Source organism: Leifsonia sp. RCC_180, from assembly GCF_058138205.1.
Map to the genome: position 1 here is coordinate 2,691,823 of NZ_CP200340.1, position 20,867 is coordinate 2,712,689.

11 protein-coding genes, 1 tRNA gene and 1 pseudogene are annotated in these 20,867 nt (G+C 61.8%); 2 read left to right on the plus strand and 11 right to left on the minus strand.

Going from position 1 to position 20,867, the window contains the following annotated elements:
* Positions 1 to 11: 11 nt before the first annotated feature.
* Positions 12 to 83: transfer RNA gene (locus AB7E03_RS13275), tRNA-Arg, on the plus strand.
* Between the two features lie 1,886 nt (positions 84 to 1,969).
* A complete protein-coding gene (locus tag AB7E03_RS13280) occupies positions 1,970 to 5,659 on the plus strand; it encodes a hypothetical protein (RefSeq protein WP_489941855.1) in 3,690 nt (1,229 codons plus the stop codon).
* A 44-nt stretch (positions 5,660 to 5,703) separates the two neighbouring features.
* Here AB7E03_RS13280 and AB7E03_RS13285 read toward each other — a convergent pair whose 3' ends face one another.
* The 11 genes and pseudogenes from AB7E03_RS13285 to AB7E03_RS13335 form a co-directional block, all read right to left on the minus strand.
* The gene (locus tag AB7E03_RS13285; protein WP_489941856.1) at positions 5,704 to 6,774 is read right to left on the minus strand and encodes a site-specific integrase; all 1,071 of its coding nucleotides are present in this window, start codon (positions 6,772 to 6,774) and stop codon (positions 5,704 to 5,706) included.
* A gap of 34 nt (positions 6,775 to 6,808) precedes the next feature.
* Positions 6,809 to 8,284: a hypothetical protein gene (locus tag AB7E03_RS13290; RefSeq protein ID WP_489942941.1), complete on the minus strand. Its 1,476-nt coding sequence runs from the start codon at positions 8,282 to 8,284 to the stop codon at positions 6,809 to 6,811.
* 213 nt (positions 8,285 to 8,497) lie between these two features.
* A pseudogene (locus AB7E03_RS13295) lies at positions 8,498 to 8,944 on the minus strand (TniQ family protein); the annotation flags it as partial.
* Positions 8,941 to 10,101 (minus strand): ATP-binding protein, encoded by a 1,161-nt coding sequence (locus AB7E03_RS13300; protein WP_489941857.1) that lies wholly within the window; start codon positions 10,099 to 10,101, stop codon positions 8,941 to 8,943. The gene AB7E03_RS13300 and the pseudogene AB7E03_RS13295, both read right to left, overlap by 4 nt.
* Positions 10,101 to 12,116: a TnsB C-terminal domain-containing protein gene (locus tag AB7E03_RS13305; protein ID WP_489942914.1), complete on the minus strand. Its 2,016-nt coding sequence runs from the start codon at positions 12,114 to 12,116 to the stop codon at positions 10,101 to 10,103. The genes AB7E03_RS13300 and AB7E03_RS13305 overlap by 1 nt, the downstream gene beginning before the upstream one ends.
* Before the next feature lie 40 nt (positions 12,117 to 12,156).
* The gene (locus tag AB7E03_RS13310) at positions 12,157 to 12,966 is read right to left on the minus strand and encodes a hypothetical protein (RefSeq protein ID WP_489941858.1); all 810 of its coding nucleotides are present in this window, start codon (positions 12,964 to 12,966) and stop codon (positions 12,157 to 12,159) included.
* Between the two features lie 297 nt (positions 12,967 to 13,263).
* Positions 13,264 to 13,524, minus strand: a complete 261-nt coding sequence (locus tag AB7E03_RS13315) for a helix-turn-helix domain-containing protein (RefSeq protein WP_489941859.1) — start codon at positions 13,522 to 13,524, stop codon at positions 13,264 to 13,266.
* A 456-nt stretch (positions 13,525 to 13,980) separates the two neighbouring features.
* Positions 13,981 to 14,613 (minus strand): hypothetical protein, encoded by a 633-nt coding sequence (locus AB7E03_RS13320; protein WP_489941860.1) that lies wholly within the window; start codon positions 14,611 to 14,613, stop codon positions 13,981 to 13,983.
* 110 nt (positions 14,614 to 14,723) lie between these two features.
* A complete protein-coding gene (locus AB7E03_RS13325) occupies positions 14,724 to 17,717 on the minus strand; it encodes a type I restriction endonuclease subunit R (protein ID WP_489941861.1) in 2,994 nt (997 codons plus the stop codon).
* Positions 17,714 to 18,913 (minus strand): restriction endonuclease subunit S, encoded by a 1,200-nt coding sequence (locus tag AB7E03_RS13330; RefSeq protein WP_489941862.1) that lies wholly within the window; start codon positions 18,911 to 18,913, stop codon positions 17,714 to 17,716. The genes AB7E03_RS13325 and AB7E03_RS13330 overlap by 4 nt, the downstream gene beginning before the upstream one ends.
* Positions 18,906 to 20,423: a type I restriction-modification system subunit M gene (locus tag AB7E03_RS13335; protein ID WP_489941863.1), complete on the minus strand. Its 1,518-nt coding sequence runs from the start codon at positions 20,421 to 20,423 to the stop codon at positions 18,906 to 18,908. Before AB7E03_RS13335 ends, AB7E03_RS13330 begins: the two co-directional genes overlap by 8 nt.
* Positions 20,424 to 20,867: the final 444 nt, after the last annotated feature.

Below are 20,867 nucleotides of genomic sequence, written 5' to 3' on the forward strand. Positions count from 1 at the left end.
TCATGGGGCCAGCCTCTGTAGCTCAATGGAAGAGCAGTTCCGTCCTAAGGAAACGGTTGGGGGTTCGAGTCCCTTCAGGGGCACTGCACGAACATACGCCGGTCCGATGAAAGCCCTGATCAGATCTGGTGACATCTATGCTGATCGAGGAACTGTCACCTAAAGGTGTGGAATGCCACCGCGGGTGCAGCCGACGCCCATTTTAGGCCGAGTTCGGCGCACTCACCGCTCACATAAAACCGTCATTCGTCACCGAAATCAAACAGTGCCACCTGGTCCGGGGAAGAACGCTTCCTGCGCGCCCGAGGACCAATTGAATTGGCCTCCGTTACGGGCACGGCGTCGTCACCCCGCGACACGATGACCTCGAAGTCTGTGATTCCCGTCTCCTCGAGGAGTCGCAAGGCACGCGTCAACACCGCATCTGAGCCCATCTGGGCATGGGGTGCCGTCTCTGAAGAGCCCAACTGCGGCATCTCCGCCCTCGTGTACACCGGAGCGAGACGAAGTTCATCTCTCCACCACGCGAGTATCGACTGCTCAAGCGAGTAGGCGTCATCTCCGGTGGGCACCTGTATGCGCCACATCTCTTCCCACCCGTAACGTCGGTGCTCGTCGAGCCGTTTGGCGGAACGAGCCGCTATTCCAATCTTTACGGCGCGAACATCGGCCACGAGGTACAAGACCGCTGGACCCGCAAACGGAAATGAGGAGAAGCAATAACGGCAGACACCCTTTCCAGCGTGAACGTTCGAGAGCGTCGGCGAGACTTCGCGGCCGCAGCTGTGACGCGACCGCCACGGCTTCGCGCTTCCCGGATACGGTTCCAACGGTGTCAGGTCGTGGGCCAACATGATCGCGCGAGCTTCGGGCTCTGGCATCATTAGTCGCTGGCTCGCCTCCTTCCAAGCGCACGGATTGCAGCCTCCCTGCCCGCGCTTGACATTGGTCCAGGTCGGGGACACGATCTTGCCGCACGCCAGGTGGCGGCATTTCCATGGCGTGTCGACTCCGGGAAATGCCCCGACCGGCTCCAGTCCGGCCGCCCGCATGAGTTGAGCTGCGACATCGTGGTCTTTACGCAATGCCCGTTGAGTAGCTTGGTGGCCGCAGTGAACGCATGCTCCCTGGCCCTCCGCAAGGTTCCCCAACCGGGGGCTTACCATGCGTCCACAAGCCTTGTGACGGGCCGGCCATGGAACCGAGGATGAGCCCGGAAAGGGAACGCGCGGCTCCAACCCCTTCGACTCCATGAATGCGCTGGCCGACTCTGCTGTCCACACCCGGTAACCGAGAGCGCGCAGCGAGCACGGCTGGCATCCGCCTCTACCGTTCCTACTAGCGCGTACGGAGTTGAGCGACGGGGATCTCTCCTCGCCACAATCGCGATGCGTGCTTCGCCAGGGCTTGTCTGCGCCAGGGTAGGGTTCGAGTGGTTCAAAACCAGCGGCGCGCATGGTCGCCACCGCCGAGTCTTCTAGGCCGGCACGGCGAGCGGCGCCTCTAGCAATAGCCGCGCAGGGTGCGCAACAGGAACCGCTTCGGCGGATGGTGTTCAAGTTCGGTTTCACATGGCGGCCGCACGTCTCATGAATCGATGACCACGGCTTAGCGACACCAGGGAAAGGGACGAGGGGGACGCCGCCCGCGGCACGCAGAATCCGCTCGGCCTCTGATGCGTCGAAGAACTTCGCCATTCCTACACCCCCGGGGAGGAGGCTATCCGGGGCGGCCGACATTTGCGAAGGATGCCCGACCGTCGGTCATCAGCAGCGGAGAAGCTTTTGCGGACGCTTGCTGGGCCGATCAAGGCGGAACCACGCGTAAGTCCGGTTAGAAGCAGGCTTGTCAGCGACTGTCGTCGCTCGGCGCAGGTCGGTCCGCGAGTCCTTTGGACCCCGCATACGGAGGCCATCCGGCACCTTGATCAATGCGCCCTGATGTCAGTTCCCGCTCCTATGCTCAACCTGTGGGGCGGAACAAGGCGAAAAAGCCGAAGAAGGCAAGGTCGAATGCGCTGAGCAGCCTCGACAGGCTGGTACGGACATATCAAGCCGATGACCTTTGGGAACTGATTGTCGCGGCTGGCGCATCGCCGAATTTGCGACACCGCTGGGCTTCGGTAGGAGCCGTGGCGCACGCCAGCATCAGAGCCAATTGGACGGGATCGGGAGCCGCCGTCGGTACGGACGCGCTAGAGCCGCTCCTCGAGGGGGCGGTGGATGTCTTTCCCGAACTCGCGTGGAACGAAGATTTCGTTGCCGCCGATCCACGCTTGGACGTCCGACTGCGGATAGGCGGCTCTCTACGGCGCCTTTTCCCGGGGTGCATCGAGCGCCCCGTCGCGGATATCGATCGCGCGGCGCTCACGTCGCGCGCGATCGATGAGTTTGTCGTTGCCGTCCATGGATTCGGTATCCAGGATGTTGTGGACGTCATCACCGCTCACGTCGATGCGTCGTTGGGGGTCCTCGCGCCCGCATGGCCATCGTCCATCTCGCAAGATGATGACGAACCGACGGAAACACTCCACGAGGCGGAATTGACCGCTTCGCAAGAGCTACTGGCCACTGAAGCTGCAGACGTCGACACTCAGAGCCGCCAGCTCGCGCTCGAATGGCTGACAAAGGATGCGTCCGCGGTGACTTTCGATCCGACGCATCCGATGAGCGCTTTCGGTAGATGTGCTCGGGTGCGGCGCAGCTCCGATTTCCGCTGGCTACCTTTGGCCTTCTTGCCTGAAGTGCTCAGCTATGCCGTCGGCGAGCTGGCTGCCTCGGTCGCGCATCTTCCAGAGGCCCGCCTTCGATTTGCTCAGGAGTCGGCGGCGGCGGCCCGCAACTACCTATGGAAATTTTCGTCGTCGGTCTTGGGTCCAAATGATCTCAGCGACGGGCCAACGGTGTCACCGCACAACGTGGTTCAGTGGATCGCACCTGTCGCCCGGGATGTGGTCATAGCCGTCCAGATGGTTTCCCAGCTGGGCGACTTGGTCGGCCTCCGCGAGAAACCGATAGTGAAGCAGATCGCCGACGCGAGCCCGTCACCCACGCAGCTCTCCATCCCATTCGCCTACCGCGGCGTACACATTCCAGCGGGAACCGAAGTAGTCCCGCTTCTCATTGCCTCGTCACCGCACCACATCACCGCCAGCCCAGGAGGACCCGGACTGGCTTCCATGTCGCTTGACGACCTGCGCTGGATCGCACAAACCGCTGATGACGACCTCGACCTGGCGCACTTCTGCAAAGATCTGGCGAACCCGACCGGCCCGCAACTATTTGGGTGGGAGGTCATCGATCGCTGGGAAGCCTGGCGGAGCGGGGGCAAGACATTCTTCGCTGGCGGCGCGAGCCCGCCAATGATCGCTTTCGCCCCGCACAGTGGGGAGGCCGAGTGGCAACGCGCGGCGACACATAGCGAGCTCGAGTCAGCCCTCGCCACACTTCGACTACCCATCGCCCACGACGCTGCACTCGTAGAACGTGCGGGGACAGACGCGCCCATGGTCGTCGCCTGGAGGACGCCAGCAGCCGACGGCACACTTGGGATCAGTGAGACGGCTCGAGAGGTCGACGTCTGGACGCTGCATGTCAGTCGGCATCCATTCGCCGTGACGTGGTCAGATCAATGGGCAGCCAATGAGTGGAAACTCGTCATGGACATCGCCGGCGCGATCCCCTTCGGTATTGCGCAGGTCTCGTCAGAGTGGGAGACCGCGCATACCGCAGAAGCGGCGCGAGGCCACACCGTCGAGCTGGTTCCTCCGAACGCAGCGGACCAGACGACCCTGTTCTCCATCGGCACCAGCGAGCTGGACTCAGATGGCATCCAGCGTGTTTCTGTGGGCCTCTCCTTCTCAGTCCTCGAGGGCTTCGATGGAGAAGACTCGGACCAGCGCATCCGCAACGAGATGGCAGTTCTGATCCAGGAGTTGCTTCACTCGGGTGGCGTTGCTCAGTCGGATTGTGCCGCAGTGGCAGACGCGTGGCGGGCGGCCCCGCCGACTCTCACGTTCCAGATCATCAACACGATCACTCGACACAACGACCTTCGGCGCCCAGTGGATTTCAACGAGTCCTTGGTCTCGGAGATCGACCGTGTGATCGCAACGACGGTCAAGGACGCCGGGGTCACACCTGGCATATTCACCGGGGCCGAGGCAAAACGGCTTGATCGCGAGATCCTTTCCCGTGCGGCACTCGACGCGCTTCGAGCCAAGCTCGCTTCCTACGACCGCGACGATCTCGTCCGATATGGCATGACGCAGCTCGAACGAGGCGCGGCCCATAGAGATGCCGCATTGCGAGGTATCCGCCAGTCGCAAAAGTCACTCTCGCTGACGTGGGATCCGGTTGCTACGGCGAACAAGATTCAGAGCGACGCTTTCCAGCTTCGCCGGGCGAACGAAGTTGTCGTCGAAGCCACCCTTCGTGAGAGTCCGCGGGGTGACTCGCAGATCAACGAGATTGCGTGGGCGAGCCTCGTGGCTGCGGCTAACGCGTTCGTTGAAGCTACTACGCGCAGCGAAGGAGTCCACCTGCAGGTGACCCCCGTGGCGCTTGAGATCAATGACCTTTACGAGATTGCCACGGTCGATGACCCAACGCCAATTGAGCCGCATGAAGGCGCCCCCTATCGCTTGAACCAGCATGATCTGAGTCTCGCAATGGCTGCGGAGCAATTCGATTCGGACTCCGGCGGAAGTCCCGGCGCCACCATGACCGCAGAGATCGATGGCGCGATGGTGGCCGCGTACGGAATCGGCGTAACTGAGCTCTTTGCGGTGTTTGGCGGGCTCGCGTCATGGCCGTTAGACGGGACCGCTGGCGACGTCGCCACGGCAACCCCACGTGAGATCCTGCAGCACGTCCTTGACTGCACGGATCTCGGAGCAGACGACGATGGAGCGCAAAAGGTCGAAGCGGCGCTGAGCCTTCTAATGTCCACCACTGACTCACTTGCAGATGCTGATTGGCAACCCTGGCGGACGAGGCAGAGGAAGCGTCGCCTGCTGGCTCAACCGATCCCGGAGCTGTCCGATGGAACCGTTGTCATCGCGCCGCACTACCTGCTGACGAGCTCGCGGGTCTACCAGGGCTACCTGTCGCAGGGCGTCTTGCCTTGGACACAGCCGCAACCGCCGAAAGAGCTTGACCTAGCCCTCCAACGGTTTCGTGACGCCAAGAACAAGGCGCTTGAAGACGACGTCGCAACGCTCCTTGAGGATTGCGGCTGGAGGGTGGAGAAGAACATCAAGGAAACGAAGGCACGCCGCCTGAATCTTGAGGTGCTGTCCACTGAAATCGATGTCGTGGCGGGTAAGCCGGGGAAGCAGACCTTGCTTCTTCTTGAGGCGAAGGATCCGGCCTCCGTTCATGCCCTCTCGCAGATGCGCGACCAACTGGACGATTTCTACCTCGACCGAAATAGCAAGCCGGCTTACGCGACTCAACTTGCGCGGAAACGAGACGATCTGATCTCTCATGAGGCCGAAGTCGCCGCGGCGCTCAACTTGCCGGCATCCGAAAACGGACACGTGGTCCGCCCCCTCTTCGTATCGCGTCACCCAATACCCGCTGGGTACGTCGATGGACCGTTCGAGGTGCGGACTATTGCTGAACTACGAAACATGCTGGAGGAAGATTTAATCGACTAGGCGACCTGGTTCAACGACTTTCTCCGCGCTGACTATGGACCTAGTCAGAGCTGAAGTCTCGTTACAGCGTTTCCGTGAGGAAGCTCATGCCTACTTCGATAGCGCTCGACGTAGGCAGCATCGCGGTGGCCGGTCTGCTCTCGAATCTCTGCAGAAGTGGCGCCGTCTAGCATCGCCTGCGCGATGAAGCCCGTGTGTAAGGAGTCGCTGCCCAAGCGTCGCGGATCGAGGCCGACAGCCGCCAGTCTCCGTTTCACGACGTCGTGGATCACCTCGCCGCTCATGGCTACTTTGCCGACGTGCCCACCGCGCCGTACCGTCCGAAATAGGAAGGCGTCGGGGTCGAGGTTACTTGCTCCGCCGGGTTGGTCGCAGACGTGGGCATTCTGATCCCCGAGGGAGCCAATGCTGTCCGTCCGCCCTCCGCTGCTGTCTGCTACGGCGAGTACTGCTAGCCAACGCACTGCCGCGCAAGGCGGGCACCATCGTGGGTCGGCGCCGAAAGGCAGCCGCTTGTATTGATCCTCGATGCCGGAGGTGGAGGCGCCTCGACGGATGAGGACGCCTTCATCGGAGCGCAGGAGGATGTCACCGATCTTTCTCGAGACGAGCTCGGTGCGTCGAAACGCGCCCACGAAACCAAGAAGCAGGATGGCCCTGTCCCGATGGCCGATGGTGGCAGCCGGGAATGACTCAAAGTCGATGCAGGCTAAGGCTCTTTTCAGGTCAGCGAGGAGGACCGGTGCCATCCGGCGGATAGGGTCACCTCGCCGCCGCAGCCCAGCCATCAGATCTCTCACGATATTCGAGGCTCCCGGTGGCGGCATGCCCGCCGTTCGATGTCGGGAATCTATTGCCGAGGTCCGGCTCATTATGGTCGAGGCGGCGTAGAGGTGCTCGCCTTGATCATTGACGCGGTCTGCAAGGTCGGCGATGTATGCAGCGACGGTAGAACTTGCTGCGGGCAGCGCGACGAGATCGTGACGGTCGCACCACCCAGCGAATGACCGCCAGCTGATTTCGTAGCTGCGTCGCGTCCTGGCTGATCCGGCCCAGACCAGACCCATCCCAACTCCGGCAAGCGGCTTGTCGCCAACATCATCTACAGGCTCCATTGGACCCTCCCACCATTAGTTGAGCGCCGCACTTTCACCAATTTCGCCGCGCCATCGACGGGGTGCGGCCCGTTGGGGTCGGCTGAATAACGTGGCTTGTCGCGTAGTCGGGTAGGTCTACCAACTCGCGTGTCCAGTCGATCGGGGCGACAAGATTGCCGGAGGGGAGAGGATGTTCGGCGATCGCCCATCTAACGTGCCGCGCGGTTCGGTTGACGCTGCGGGAGAGTCGGCCCAAGGTGGTGATCCCTTCGGCGAGGAGGTTATGCAGTTTGGTGATGTCGATGTCATCGAGTTCTGGCGCCAAACACGCAGCACGCCCGATGCGCGGAGGTGCCCACTCGACGGTCGGTATGAGGGCATCAGGGCTCGAGTAACTCGGCACTAGCCGTTCAAACCGGTGCAGCCAGCCGACGAGGTACTGGTCGAATGCGACCTTCAACTCAGCACTCATCGTCAGGACGAACTGTGTGTAGGCCGGGACGTCATCCGCCACTGCGCTGTTGAACCGCAGCCGCTGTGGCAGGTCGGCCGGGGAACCGCCACTCATCCGCAGGTATGCATACCGCCGCCCATTGAGTAGCCGGCGATGCTTTCCGGGTTCTTCGCCGACGGAATCGGTCAGCGCCTGCCAATGCGCATCGAGGAGAAGCTGGTCGTCAGGAATCCGGCGCCTCGCGTCGTAGTCGATGGGGCCCGGTTGTGCTCTGAGGAGCAACGCGAGGTCGCACAGGGCTTGAAGGATTGCCGTCGTTTGCTCGTCGTTTCCGAGTAATCGGGGCCGCAACCGTCGGCCGATACCGGCTATCTGGGCCACGTCGGGATGAGTTCCCGTGCCGGCGATGCGAAGCGCGTCTGCAAGTGCCATCTGCAGGGCAGCGGGTTCGGTGCGCGGGTCGACGCCGAGCGGGGCCGCCCAGGACGGCCAGAGCGCTCGTGGGATGGCGCGACTCACCCACTGCTTGGAAAATATTCCACCGGGCGCGTTCACCACCGCCTGGAAGGCTTGGGGGGTTCGAGTCTCCGGGCTTGCGTGGGACTCTCTAACCGTCTCGAACCATTCCGCGATATCCGGAGAAGCCGACGAGCCGTGTACGAGCCGCTGAATCGGGGGAAGGTCCGCGTCGAGGGCCCGGAGGATACGGCCTCGCATGCGTGCATCCACGCCAGGCCAGAAGTCCAGCAGGTAGCGTGCGCTTCCCGGTCCTTCCAGCGCTTCCGTAATGCGAACTGGTCGGGCAAAGGCGATCTGCCGGATCATCGATCGAATCGCCATCTCGGGGTCAGTGACCAAGCGGTATGCCGCGCCCATGAGGGCGGCCATCGCCAATGGTTCATGAGGGGGAGCGGCCCCGGTTCGGTCAGAGTGATCGAAAAGACCTGCGAGCTCTCCAGGGTCCACTTCGGCCAGGGCAGCGATCTGACGGGTGTCCTCGGCGGCAAGCAACGCGATCGCCGTCCCCCGGAACGTCGATGACGGGACATGCGGAAAGAGCTGGGATTCGCCCACCCACGCTCGGGCGATGGCTAGTTGGGCCTGCATCATAGGTGACGCGGCGTCGAGAGGTTCTTCGTTCCAGGTGGAAGTGAGCGGGTGCTGGCAGAAGGAGCCGTCTCGGAGTTTGGCCCAGCACACCGTTGGGTCGCGGCACCAACGTTCGGCGACGGCGGCTTCAACGATCTCGGAATGGCAAGAAGGGCAGCCTCCACGCAGGGTCGTGCGGTGCCGCTCGCAAATGAAGCACCACCAGAGTCTCCAATGCGCGTAAAACACGCCGGGACGTTCGCGTAGACACTGTACGCAGAACCGTGTTCCGGTTCCTCGGGTCCAATTCACCAGGGGCCTCGGGATTCCACCCGGTCCCATGTTCACCAGCTCGCCAGGCAAGTAGCTCATCACCGTTGTTCGCAATTGTGCAGCGGGGACTCCCAGGCCTTCTCCAATTCGATCGCAAACTGCGTCGCTAACCCTGTGTCCTAGCCGACGCCCCGCCTCTGGGCCCACCCTGGACAGGCCGCACCATATGGCAATGTCTTTGGCCGAGACGCCGAACTGATAGCCGATTCGGCGGAAGATGTTCGGCAGCCACTCCCGCTCGACAAAGGTGATTCTGGCCCCGAGCGGGCGAATTCCCTCGGGATGGGATGTAGCCGAAGTGCGGCCGTTCATGCGGCATCTGTGGTGTCTGTCGCCCAATTGATACGGCCCGCCCGCCAAGTATTGACTCGGCTGGTGCGGCCGCGCGCGACGCGCTCGTTGAGCCGAACCGCGTCGATGATCTTGGCGCTGACGCGCTGAGATGGTGTTCGAGAGGCGGTCAAACAGACGCCGGTGATGAGTGCTGCCAGCGCGTTCATGTAGCCGAGGGTGGAGACCCAAAGGTGCTCCTCGAACTGCTGACTGAACACCGGCTCGTTGGCCTCGTGACCAGCCAAGCGGAGGTGGCTTTCCAGGGTCCGAAGCAACCTCCGCCATTCGGTGATTTGTGTTGGGGTCTGGTGCGGATAGCGTTCGAGATCCTGGAAGGCCCATCGCGCGATGGATTGCGTTTGGGTTGCGTTCTGTGCCGAGGTCTTTCGGCGCACCAGCATCTCTCGCACGTTGTGGCCGGCCAGGACGACGCGCACGTTCATGTTCTGCAGGGCTTTGATCGCATTGTGTAGGTACATTCCGTGCTGGCCGTCGAAGTTGATCATCTGCACCTCGTCGATGAAGATGGTCTGCACGCCGTGCCGGAGCACTGCACGACGAAAACTGTCTTGAGGATCGCTGCCTGCTGGCGCCCCGATCTCGTTACAGAGGTGGGTGAAGAACGCCTTCACCATTGGATTGCCGTCCGCCGAGTGGAAGATAACGGGTCGCCAGTCAGGATCCACTAGGGGGTCCGGTGTCCGAGGGTCGTCTTGCAGCTCGAGTCGACGGTCCCAGGCTGCCTGGCAAAGAGCTTTGACGGCCGCTCTGACGACGAGCCGGGTCTTTCCGGTTCCGGGCGGCCCAGTGATTAGCGGGACGTCGAGGAGTTCATCGTCCTGATGAGGACGCGGAGCGGGAAGGGTCGCGAGGTGACGCTCGACTTCTTTGACCTGGGCGGTGCGGGCGTAGGGCCACGCCTTGTACCAGTCCTCAAGCCGCCGCAGTCGCCGCCGGCCTTCGTCGGCGCCGAGACTTTGCACGTCGGAATAGGTGAGAACGCCAGGGTCCTCGCCGCCTGCAAGGGCGATCCGTCGAATCCACGTCTGGTCGGCGGGGTGCAGGTAACGCCAGCTGCGCTCGGGGTGCTCGTCGGCGCCGCAAAACTCGCGTATCCGCTCGTCAAACGGGTGCATCAGTCGAATCCTCCGAATAGGTCATCGTCGGTGTCATCGCCGTTCTCGAGGATCGCTGTACCCTCCTCGTCGAAGACGAGGCCTCCGACCTCGTAGACCACGCTCCCGCCGCGATCGAGCACCCCCTCCGCCCGCAAGATAACGCCCGAGTCTTGTGCGCGGAGGGCGTTGAGTTGCGAGGAAAGGATCTCTTCGCCGTTCTTACGTCCGCGAAGCTGTGCGAGCAGGACGAGGTCCTCGCTCTGCCAGCGCGCAACCATGTCGATGAGCCTGCTTTGATGCTCGCTTCGGGAGACGGTTATCCCCTCAACCTGTTTGTTTGCCCAGTCGAGCATGAAGTCGGTAATGGGCGGCGTGTCTTCGTCCCGCCGCACCCAGGGCACTTCATATGCGTTGCCGTCTGGGTCAAAGCAGTAGACCTGGCGGAGGTCGTTCGGGTCCCAGAAGATTCTGACCTTGCCGCTGGGCGCAGCACCATCGACCTCGATGAGCATGCGGATGATGGGGGCGTTGAAGACCATGTCTTTGCGTGAGACCCCGTATCGGGTGAGCTCGACGATCTGGTTCGGGAGGAAGCGGATCCACTCGTTTTGCCATGCCACCATTTCGGTGATCCCATGCTCTTGCGCGAGTTCGATCCAGTATTGTGCTGGGCAGATGCGCCTGCCTGTGGACGCGCGAAGGCCGGCATGCTCGGTGACGTTGTAGGCGTCAGTCCATTCGTCGTCGCGTGCTAGGAGCTCACGCCAGGTGAGGATTACAGCGGCTGTAGCGTCGCGACCACGTTCGTCGATGGAACCACCCAGGTAGTTGAGCTGGCTCTGTTCGAAGTTGGTCTTGTTGGTGCTGAAGTGGCGCTCGAGCGCGCCCTTTGCTCTGCCGTCTCGAACGCGTTGGGGTTCAACGTCGATACCAAGTCGTTCGAGGGTGAGCATGCCGTACTTGTTGAGGAACTCGCGGCCGTTGTCGAGGACAAGCCGTCGAGGAGTGATGGGCCATCTGCTGATGGCGCGAGGGAGCCCAACGAAGGGTCTCGGATGCGTGCGCCCGTCCATGACGACCGAATCGTGCTCACCGAGCATCGCGCGGAAGGCGTCGGCCAACGCCAACCCTGCTGCGAAGCCGTTGACGTTCTCACTGATGGAGCGGCCCACGATGTATCGTGTGGCACCGTCCATCACTTTGGTGAACGTCAGCCGGTACTCGCGCGCTTTCGAGGCGGGAGTGTGGGGGTCGCGGATCATGACGTTTGATGTGGTGGAGTCGATGAACCAGTACTCGCCGGGGCGCATCGGGAATCGACGCTGCAGGGTCACCTTGGGCGCTTGGGCGGTCGAGGCGAGACTTTTCGTCTTTCGCCGCAGATGTGGGAAGCGCGCGTAGACGACTGCTAGTTCACGCTCGAAGCTGCGCAGTGGTGGTCCTTCGAGGCCGTGCTCTCGGCGAAGCCACGCGCTGAAGGCGACATGATGCGATGAAGCCGTGACGGTCGATTGGAATGTGCGATCCAGCAGGAACTCCCGGATCCAGACTTCCATCTGATTGTCACGTCGTCGCTTCGACGGCTCAATCATCCGCGGGTCCACCAGCCCCGCGGCGCCCGTAGACGCTTTATCCAGGAGACGATTCACCTGCCTTCGAGCGCTGGCGAAATCAATGTTGCGACGTTGCGCGACGACTGCCGCGATCGCTTTCACCCTGGACGTGCGGTCTGGGACCAGTGAGGGATCGTGGCAGGAATCGGGTTTTTCGTCGCCGGCCTGTTCCGGTCGAAGCCCCGTCTCGAACCATCGCACCATGGCGCGACGCTCCGTGAGCTTCGCCCGACCCGCAGGGGACAGGCGAGCTTCAACATCCCAGAGTCGCTCTGTAAGTGGCGGTGGGGCATCTTCTGTGGTCAGCATCTGAGCCACGTGCCGCAGCGGAACCAACGGTCGCGGCAGGCCGGCTGGGTCCAGCAACCGCACCGATTCGCCCACGACTTCATCGATGAGATGTGGAACGCCGTCCACCATCACGGAAGCACCTGGCAGTATTCGGCGCCGCCAACGATTTTCAGGCATGGCGTCGCTCCACAATCGCTGCGCTGCTGTAGGGCGTAAACATGTCGGTAGCCAACGCACGGCGCCACAGCATGCGTCGAATCAAGGTGAGCGCCCAGAGCGTCTGATAGCCGGCGCGGTCAAGCCGCTCGGCCAGCTCATATGCAGGCATCGGCCGAGCGCAAATCGCATCTGCGACCGGAGCCCATCGCTGGTAGGAGGACGGCGGTACCCGTGCCTCGGTGAAGTTCTCGAGATTTCGACGGTACGGGCGGGACATTCCGGTCCAAACCAAGTAGCCCATTCCGAGAGCTGTGACGGCCTCCGCGATGTGAGGCACCTTCGCCGCCCAGTCTTCTTCCGCGGCCCCAGATGGTGTGCGGACATCAACCACGAGCGGCGGTGCTTCGCCACCCAAGAGAACCACATCGGGAGTGTGAGAGCCCAACTCGCTTCCCTTCGGCCACACCAGAGTGAACGGCTGGGCAGAGATCAGCTCGACGGCCGGGTGATAGTCCGCGAGCATCACCAGCGTTCGCTCGTGGTGTGATTCGGCCCCAACTAGATGTCCCATTGTGTGGAGCCACGGGGCGACGGGCTTGTTCGATTGTTCAAGTCGTCGCGCGAAGTCGCGCATCGGCAGAAGGTCCGGAATGACAGTCGGGTCAAAGTCACTCGAGTTTCGGGTTTCGACGCGCTGTCCATCCCGTGTGAAGGAAATGGTTACCGCATGCGCCAGAGCTCGATTGAGATCGATCCGCAGCCGGCGCGACCCCCAAGACGGGCGAAACACACGTACACGGCGCGGGTCGTACCGGTTCATGGATGGCTCCAACGCAGGCTTGGATTCAAGACCACCCGGACCGAACCACGCGGTCAGCGGCTGAAGCGGGTCGACTCCGCGGAACGCCGGGTCATCGAACCCCACGGAGGCCTGATGGCGGGTGAGACTGACCAATTCGGGGCCGTGCTCGCCGGCCCAATGAGGTACCTGTGTGATTGACGCGACCCGCGCTCGATCGGAGACCAATGCAAGTCCGGGATCGGGTGGATGAGGCGGCACCCACACACCCTAACAAAAAGTTAGCTTTTAATTAATGCCGAACTTTTCGCTGAGGGTTTAGCGAGCGTCGCGCTTCTCGCGCCCCGCACGCACCCAATTCGAGGCCGCCGCCTGGCTGACGCCGACCGCTTGGCCGATCTTCGTCGTGGTCAGACCGATCTCGCTGGCTTCAAGCGCCAAAGCCGCGCGTCGTTCGGTTGCCTCTCGAATGTCGAGATCTGCCCGTTGAAGTCGTTGGAGCAGTTCTTGAGCTCGGGCTTCGTCGCTTACAACCTTGCGTGGCTTGCGCGACGGGCGCGAGGAGAGCGGGCTACTCATTCGTGTGTTCCGATCTTCACGGTGGACGTCGGAACGGCTCTTGCACTGCCAACGGGCACGTGAAATGATCCGACGCGAAACTCGCTCGGAACAGACCCACTGTTTTCAGATAGAGATGGCACTTCCCGCGACCGGCTAGTCGCGAACACCGTCGTCAATGGAGACGACTGATTGTTGTGCCCTGAGGACATCGTAGCCATCCGTAATCTCGAAGTGCCGCGCGTACATCGGTCGATGACATGCCGCTTTATTTTTACTCGAATACGAGGAAAAGCGCAGCCTTCGCGACGCGTATGGTGCGCCGCTGGGTGAAACGCGAACTTACGGCGCCTCCGCTGACGGCACGGTATCTCGAGCCTCGGGAGTCACATCCGCGATCGGATCGGAAGGGCAATACCGGTCCGCGGTTCTGCAAATCGATTCCTCGGCAACTTGGCTATGCGTTATCGGGAGCCTTCACGACTGCAGGAAGGATTCGAGAATGTCGACGACCTCTTGCGGGTCTCCGCCCAGGCGCAGCCACTCCACCGGCGTGACCTCGTGATCGTCGATTACGAGGTCCTCCTGCGGCATCGTCATGAAGTTCTGGACGCTCGCCGGGTGCATGTCGTGGGGCAGCGCGCCGATCAACTGACGCAGGCCCGGAAGCAAGGGGTGCTTCGGGTCGTCGGTGAACTGCCACGCGGGCAGGCGTCGCTTGCCGCCGATCAAGAAGCCGAGCAAGCTGCCCTTGCCCAGCCGATGGCGAACCCGCGATGCGTCGATACCCAGGATCTCGGCAGCCTCGGCGGCACTGAGCGAGCCCGCGACCGCCTCGAGTCGCGTCCGGCGCTCGAGCTCGGCGAGGTCACCGCGTGCGACGCTGGCCTCGACCTCTGCCAGGCGCTCTAGCGTGAAGGTGCCCGACTCGATCAAGAAGGCGACCTGATCTTGGGTGAGGGCACCGCCGCGAGGCTGCCGCTCCGTCAATACGTCTGCAGCCTCGTGTATCAGAGCGATGACCGTCTCCTGGTCGCGACCTTGGGACCGCGCCGCGTCGATGAGATGCCGCACGCTGCTCTCGACTTCTTTTGGTGCTGAGGTGGACATTGGGCCTCCGCTCTGCTCCTGGATTGTAGGCGGACGTGCGCATGTTCGGAACGTCGAGCCGAGCGCCTCAGTGTGTGAAACGGGATGGCGGCACTTAGCTCGATGAGACCTCAGTAGTTTTCCTCGATGTACTCGTACGCCCTGTCGAAGAGCTCTCCCTTGACGGGCAGATTGAACTGCTTCAACGTCTTCCGGAGCGCCAGCCGCACATCCTTCTCGGTCTCAGTGTTGATCCAACCGTCGAACCCGACTTCGGTCACGATGCGGTCAACCGCGTGGACCACGTCAGCGATGATGATTGACGCGCCGGCAGGTTTGTACTCCTGGAAGATCTGGGTGAGCGCACCAACCCGGGGATCCGGAAGCAGAGCAAGATCGCCGGAGTCATCGGCGTTCTCGGCGGCTTTGAGGTCGCGTGCGACCGTGAATATCTCGCGCAGGAATTCGATTGAGTCTTCGGCCTTGGCAAGCTGCGCCTGGCGTAATTGCTCGAGTCGTTCGGCGAGGGCCTTGTAGACCGGATGGTCGTGGCGGTCACGGCGTCGGGCGATTCGCCCGGCAATCGAATCTAGGATTTCCTCCGCGGTCTTAGAGGTCACTTCGGGTGCATCCGTAGGATCCAGGAGACCTTCATCGATCAGGCGTTTCACGGTCAGCTCATCGGCGATGACAACATCGAAGAGCGGATTCCGTACCTGCACGTTGGAAATGTGGTCGTGCACCAATGCGAGTGTCTTTGCCCCCAGCCTGGCCCAGAGGAGGGCACTGTCACCGTCGCTAGGCGTGACTGCGCCGTAGATTTTCGCAAGCCACCGGTAGTCGGATTTCCGCGGCTCGAGTCGGGAGTCCGGGGCGAGTGCCTCCCAGATACCTTCGACGTATTGGAAGTCTGATGCGAACCGGTCGCGGGGCGCCCCTGGCGGTACGCGCTGGATCGCCGCTTCCAGGGAGGCGAAATCCCCGGCGTCACGGTCGATGCCGATGAACCGGTCGAGCAGGGAGTCGAGTGCAGCTTCGAATTCGGCGAGCAGCCCGTCATCGTCTATCTCTGCACGGGCGGCGTCCGGGTTCGCTGGTTTCATGGCTCGGGCGAACCCGTCGCCGAGGCCGATGTAGTCCACGATGAGCCCGTACTCTTTCGCCTGCCCTGTGACTGGATGCGACCACGGTCGGTTGGTACGGGTGATCGTTTGGAAGAGAGTGTGTAGCTTGAGTGGCTTGTCAAGGTAAAGCACGCCCTCGATCGGCGCGTTGAACCCGGTGCCAAGCTTGGAGGTCACAATAAGGAACTTCAGCGAGTCGTCGATGTTTCGGAACCGGTTAAGCAAGGCTTCCTCTTCTGCATCGCTTAGTTCGTGCGCAGCGAAGGCCGGCTCGTCCTTCGCTGCGACGCTCATCACAACCGCAGCCTGGTCCCCTCCCCGGCTGGCTAGCAGCCTCGAGAGCTCTGCATGGTAGGCCGCGCACATCGCGCGGTTGTAGACGACGATCTGGGCCTTCATGTCCAGCGGGTCGACCTTGGCGTAGAAGTGATCGACGATGTCTTCGCACACAGCCCTGATTCGTTCCGGGTTCGCGATCAGCGTCGACACCTTGGAAAGCTTCCCGGCGATGAACTCCTTCTCGGCCTCGTCGAGACTTTCGGAGGCGGCGAGCTCCTCAAACGCCTCGTCCAAGTTCACCTGGTCGATCTGGAAGCGCACAAGTCGCGACGACACTCGCATCGGTACGGTCGTCCCGTCAGCAATCGACCGATCGGAATCGTAGGTGTTCAGGGCCTTGCCAGGGTCACGGTCATCACCGAAAAGGTCGAAAGTGTTCCGCGTGAGGTCGGCGATCGGCGTCCCCGTGAAGGCGAAAAACGACGCGTTTGGCAGCGAAGCACGCATCTGCTGGCCGAGCGTTCCTTCCTGAGTGCGATGCGCTTCATCGACGAGCACGATGATGTTTTCCCGGTCGTTCAGGTGTCCAGCACCGGCAAACTTATGCACCGTCGTGAAGATGATGCCACGCTCGTCCGTCCGAAGAAGGTCGCGTAGGTGCGCGGCGCTTGTCGCTTCAGTCAACCGCGGCATACCAGCAGCGTGAAACTGGTCGAACGTTTGCCGGACCAGTTGCACCCGGTCGGCGATCGCAATGATCGTCGGGTTCTTCAAGCGGGAGTCGCGGATGAGCTTTGCGGCGGCGTAACTCATCGCGAGCGTCTTTCCAGACCCTTGGGTTTGGTAGATGAGTCCACGACGCGCGCCTGGCTCGTTCGCGCGCCGGGCAATCCCCTCCACCGCCTCGTATTGAAAGTAGCGAGGTAGGACCTTCACCAGCTTGGGGGAGCCGTTGAGCACAAGCGTCTCGTAGAGCACGAAGTCGCGGACAAGGTTCAAGACCGTTGCGGGCGCGAGCAGCTGCTCAACGCTCAGCTTTACCCGTGCCCAGCCGTCCAGCGTTGCAGGGGTGGAGGTCGATCCCCACCGCTCCCACCTGTTCAGCGGCGCTCGGACTGCCCCGTACCGAAACTCCTTACCCTCCGTCGCGAACGACAACAGATTCGGCACAAAGAACGGCGCACGCTCCACCTCGTAGTGCTCGTGGATGTCCTGAGCGGCAAGCACCCACGTCTTCTTACCGTCAAGCGACGTCTTGGTCTCACCGACAACGAGAGGGATGCCGTTGACCCACAACACGATGTCGAACCGGGCACTGTTGCCCGGCGAACCATATGTGACTTCGTCCGAGACAACAAATTCATTGTTCGCCGGGTTGGCGAAGTCGATGAGCGTGACAGGGATGTCCCGCACAGGATCGGCTAGCTGCACTGTTCGATGCCCGCGGAGCCAACCAAGGAAGGCTTGATTCGCTCGAACAAGCCCGAGGTCGCTGCCGTCAATGACGGTCATGCGCAGTTGTCGCAGGATTTCATCGACCCGGTCGGTTTTGCCGGCAAGCTGCGGGTTCAGTCGCTCTATCGCGGCACGCGTTGAAGATTCGATGAGCACAGAGGTCTGAACCCTGCCGAGGTCGGTTCCCGGGACGTGCGTCCAGCCGCCGGCGGCCAGGAGGTCAATAATGGGCTTCTGCACTACCGAGGCCTCGCTAAACCCGCTCACGCCGCGTTCGCCTCTATTAGTCGGTCATAGGAGGCGGGGATCGCGTGAGCGCCGGACACTAGGGCTTCGATCAACTCACTTCTCACTTGGTTCAGGCTGGCAACTCTTGAAATACATGCCTCCAGCTGGTCGGACGCAGCCTTCAATGTCCCGACGATCTGCGCAGCGGCATCGTCGGACGGAAGCTTGATCTGCTCTGCAAGGAGTCTCGATACGTTCAGTGTTTTGTTGCGCCCTGCCCCTCCAGGAGAGCAATCGACCAGCAAGTTCCGCCCTCTGACAGTACGAAGGTATTGGTCAATAAGATCCACCGTCCATTCCTCACGTCCTTCGAACGAAGGGAAGCGGTGGGATGCAATGAGTCCCGCCACATCGGGACCTGCTACCGTCACCGCACCTTCCCAGGCAAAGACCATGTTGAAGACGATTTCATGGGGCGCCATGGCGAACACCCGCTTTGTCCCCAGTTCCGCGCCCTTGATTGGATCCTTCACGAAGATCCCCCGCCCGTGAGATCTAACCCCAATTTCCCTGTAGATGCGCGCCGGATCTATCTGCACCGGGCGTCTGACTTGCCTCAGCTCATCGCCCAGGGAAGTGAGGCGGGTGGCCGAAGCGGACCCGGCCCCTAACAATGACTCACGAAGCTCGATCACCATCCGTTCGCTTGCGTCACGCGCAGTGATGGATGCCGCGATGACCCGGTCAGCTGCGTTTACCAGGTCGACGACGCGGTGTTGCGCTTCCAGGGGCGGGACAACGACTTGCATCGCGGCGAAGGTCTTCCACGGCAGACTGCGTCGGCGATTGATGCTCCCTTGGGCGTTGTCTCGATACCGCCCAAGCATCGCCTGCGAACGAAGCAAGAGTTCAAAATAGGCCGGAAGGTGATCGCTAGAGCTCCAGTTGAGAAGCGTGTACATGGGACTGACGACGCCGTCATAGCCCGTCTTGTTGCGCGCGATCGAACCCTCATCGATGTGGATAGTGGAGTACGCCCACATGTCCGCCCGGAGCCATTTGTAGCCGCTCAGGTTCGCAGATGCGACCCGCTTATCAAAATATTGGTCAGCTGGGACCACGCCGTCGTGTTTCGATATTGAGAACACGGGGGGCTCACTGTCGTGGTCGCCAAGTCGTTCTCGGCTCGGCGTGAAGAGCTCACCGAGTAGCACCGTACGCCACTGGTCAGGCATCAAATCCTGCCTCCTGCAGCCGGCGGTCGAGCTCCGCCTGCGCGTCCGCGAGTCGCTCTTGAGCATCGCGCATGAGCTGAATTGATTCACTGATGTGGATCTCAGCCACCGACTCATCCCGGAGGTATCTTCCGATGTTCAGGTCGGCGCCGTTGGCCCAGATTTCGGCGCGGTCGACGAGCCGTACGTGCAAGCCTTCGTAGCCGCTCGCGTTATCTCCGCCTCGGTAGGCCGCCGCAATAGCCTCGATATCGTCGTCAGACATTTGATTCTGATTGACGGCGGCATGAAAACGCGAAGACGCGTCGATGAACAGCACGCGACCCACGCGTTCTGCCGGCTTGACTGCTCTGAATACAAGGACGCACACGGGTATCGGCGTGGAGTAGAAGAGGTTCTTTGGTAGACCAATGACTGCTTCAAGCAGGTCTTCCTCAAGGAGTCTTTCGCGAATCCGGGCTTCGTTATCCCCTCGGAAGAGGACCCCGTGCGGCATCACAACGCCCACCCGTCCGGACTCTGGTTTCATGGTCCGAATCATGTGTTGAATCCATGCGAAGTCACCCCTCGCTGCTGGCGGGACCTCACCAATTGCTCGGCCAAAGCGGTCGTTAGCCCATACTTCAGCGCCCCAGTTCTTCAAAGAGAACGGGGGATTTGCGATCACCATGTCAAACCGACGCAGCTCGTCGCCGTCGAGAAGCTTGGGTTCACGAAAGGTGTCCCCTCGGACGATCGTGAAGTCTTCTACACCGTGAAGGTACAGGTTCATCTTGGCGATCGCGCTCGTGGTGAGATTGATCTCCTGCCCATAAAGTCGCAGAGTGCGGGAGTCGCCTCCAGCAGCGTTGACTGCTGCGACGGTCTCAACGAGCATCCCGCCCGAGCCGCAGGCCGGATCAGCGACTGAGTCGCCGGGCTTCGGGTCGAGCAGCTTCACGATCAGGTGCACGACATGGCGGGGCGTGAAGAACTCGCCCGCCTTCTTTCCACTGGCTTCTGCGAACTCCCGGAGCAAGTACTCGTAAGCGCTACCGAGCATGTCTCCGCTGACGGACTCTTGGTCCAGTCGCAGCTTGTCGAAGGCGCGGAGGAGCGCAACGAGCGCGGTTTCAGGAAGACGGTCCTGGTTTGCCCAGTTGACGTCCCCGAAGACCCCGTCAAGGTCGCCGGGGTTGGCCTCTTGGATGCTGAGGAGTGTGCTGGCGATTTTGTCGCCGATGTTCTCCACTGTGTTGTAGACGTCTTTCCAATGACAACCCTCAGGGATCGCAAAGACGTGGTAATCCGCCTCGATCTCATCGTCGAGGTCGTCTCCGAAGTCCGCGACTGCACGCGCATGGTTGAAATCCCAGGTGTCGCTGATCCACTTGAAGAAGAGTGCCGGGAACACGTAGCTCTTGAAATCGGCGGGGTCCACTGGGCCGCGCAGGGCGTTCGCGGCATCCCACAAGGCGCCTTCGAGCTGCCTTTGCGTGATGTGGGTAGGGTCCGATGAAACCAGAGTCATTAGCGAGGCGCTCCCGAAAAAGTGTTCGTACCGAAATGCACGTATCGGCACCACGGACCACTCTGGCACGTCCGTCCGGCCACTGCCGGCAAGCGGACTACCCGCTTTCTGGTGCCCGAGGTCGCGCTTAGGCTGCAGTGCCGCAGGACCCGTCAAAAATGACGTCGTACGTTGCATCGGTGTCCGGGCCGGTGGGATGCAATCTGGCGGTCCAGTGCACATGGTCACCATGCATAACACGTTCAGTCTCGACGAATTCAGGCGGTTGCCGAGAGCTCACCCAGATCGCTTCGGCGGCGTGCGCGCCTGGACGGTAAAGGGGGCACCGGACAGTAGGAGTCACTCATGAACACAATGGTTGCGGAGTGGGTCTCGCTGTCTCACTGAAGTCCGAGCCATTCCGTCGCGGAAAACAATGACGGCCGATCCCGCCAAATAGATCGT

Bases quoted from the DNA above. Each gene is read 5' to 3' on its own strand.
- AB7E03_RS13285 (WP_489941856.1), bottom strand. From the start codon at position 6,774: ATGGAGCCTGTAGATGATGTTGGCGACAAGCCGCTTGCCGGAGTTGGG.
- AB7E03_RS13300 (WP_489941857.1), bottom strand. From the start codon at position 10,101: ATGCACCCGTTTGACGAGCGGATACGCGAGTTTTGCGGCGCCGACGAG.
- AB7E03_RS13305 (WP_489942914.1), bottom strand. From the start codon at position 12,116: ATGGTGGACGGCGTTCCACATCTCATCGATGAAGTCGTGGGCGAATCG.
- AB7E03_RS13310 (WP_489941858.1), bottom strand. From the start codon at position 12,966: ATGAACCGGTACGACCCGCGCCGTGTACGTGTGTTTCGCCCGTCTTGG.
- AB7E03_RS13315 (WP_489941859.1), bottom strand. From the start codon at position 13,524: ATGAGTAGCCCGCTCTCCTCGCGCCCGTCGCGCAAGCCACGCAAGGTT.
- AB7E03_RS13320 (WP_489941860.1), bottom strand. From the start codon at position 14,613: ATGTCCACCTCAGCACCAAAAGAAGTCGAGAGCAGCGTGCGGCATCTC.
- AB7E03_RS13330 (WP_489941862.1), bottom strand. From the start codon at position 18,913: ATGCCTGACCAGTGGCGTACGGTGCTACTCGGTGAGCTCTTCACGCCG.
- AB7E03_RS13335 (WP_489941863.1), bottom strand. From the start codon at position 20,423: ATGACTCTGGTTTCATCGGACCCTACCCACATCACGCAAAGGCAGCTC.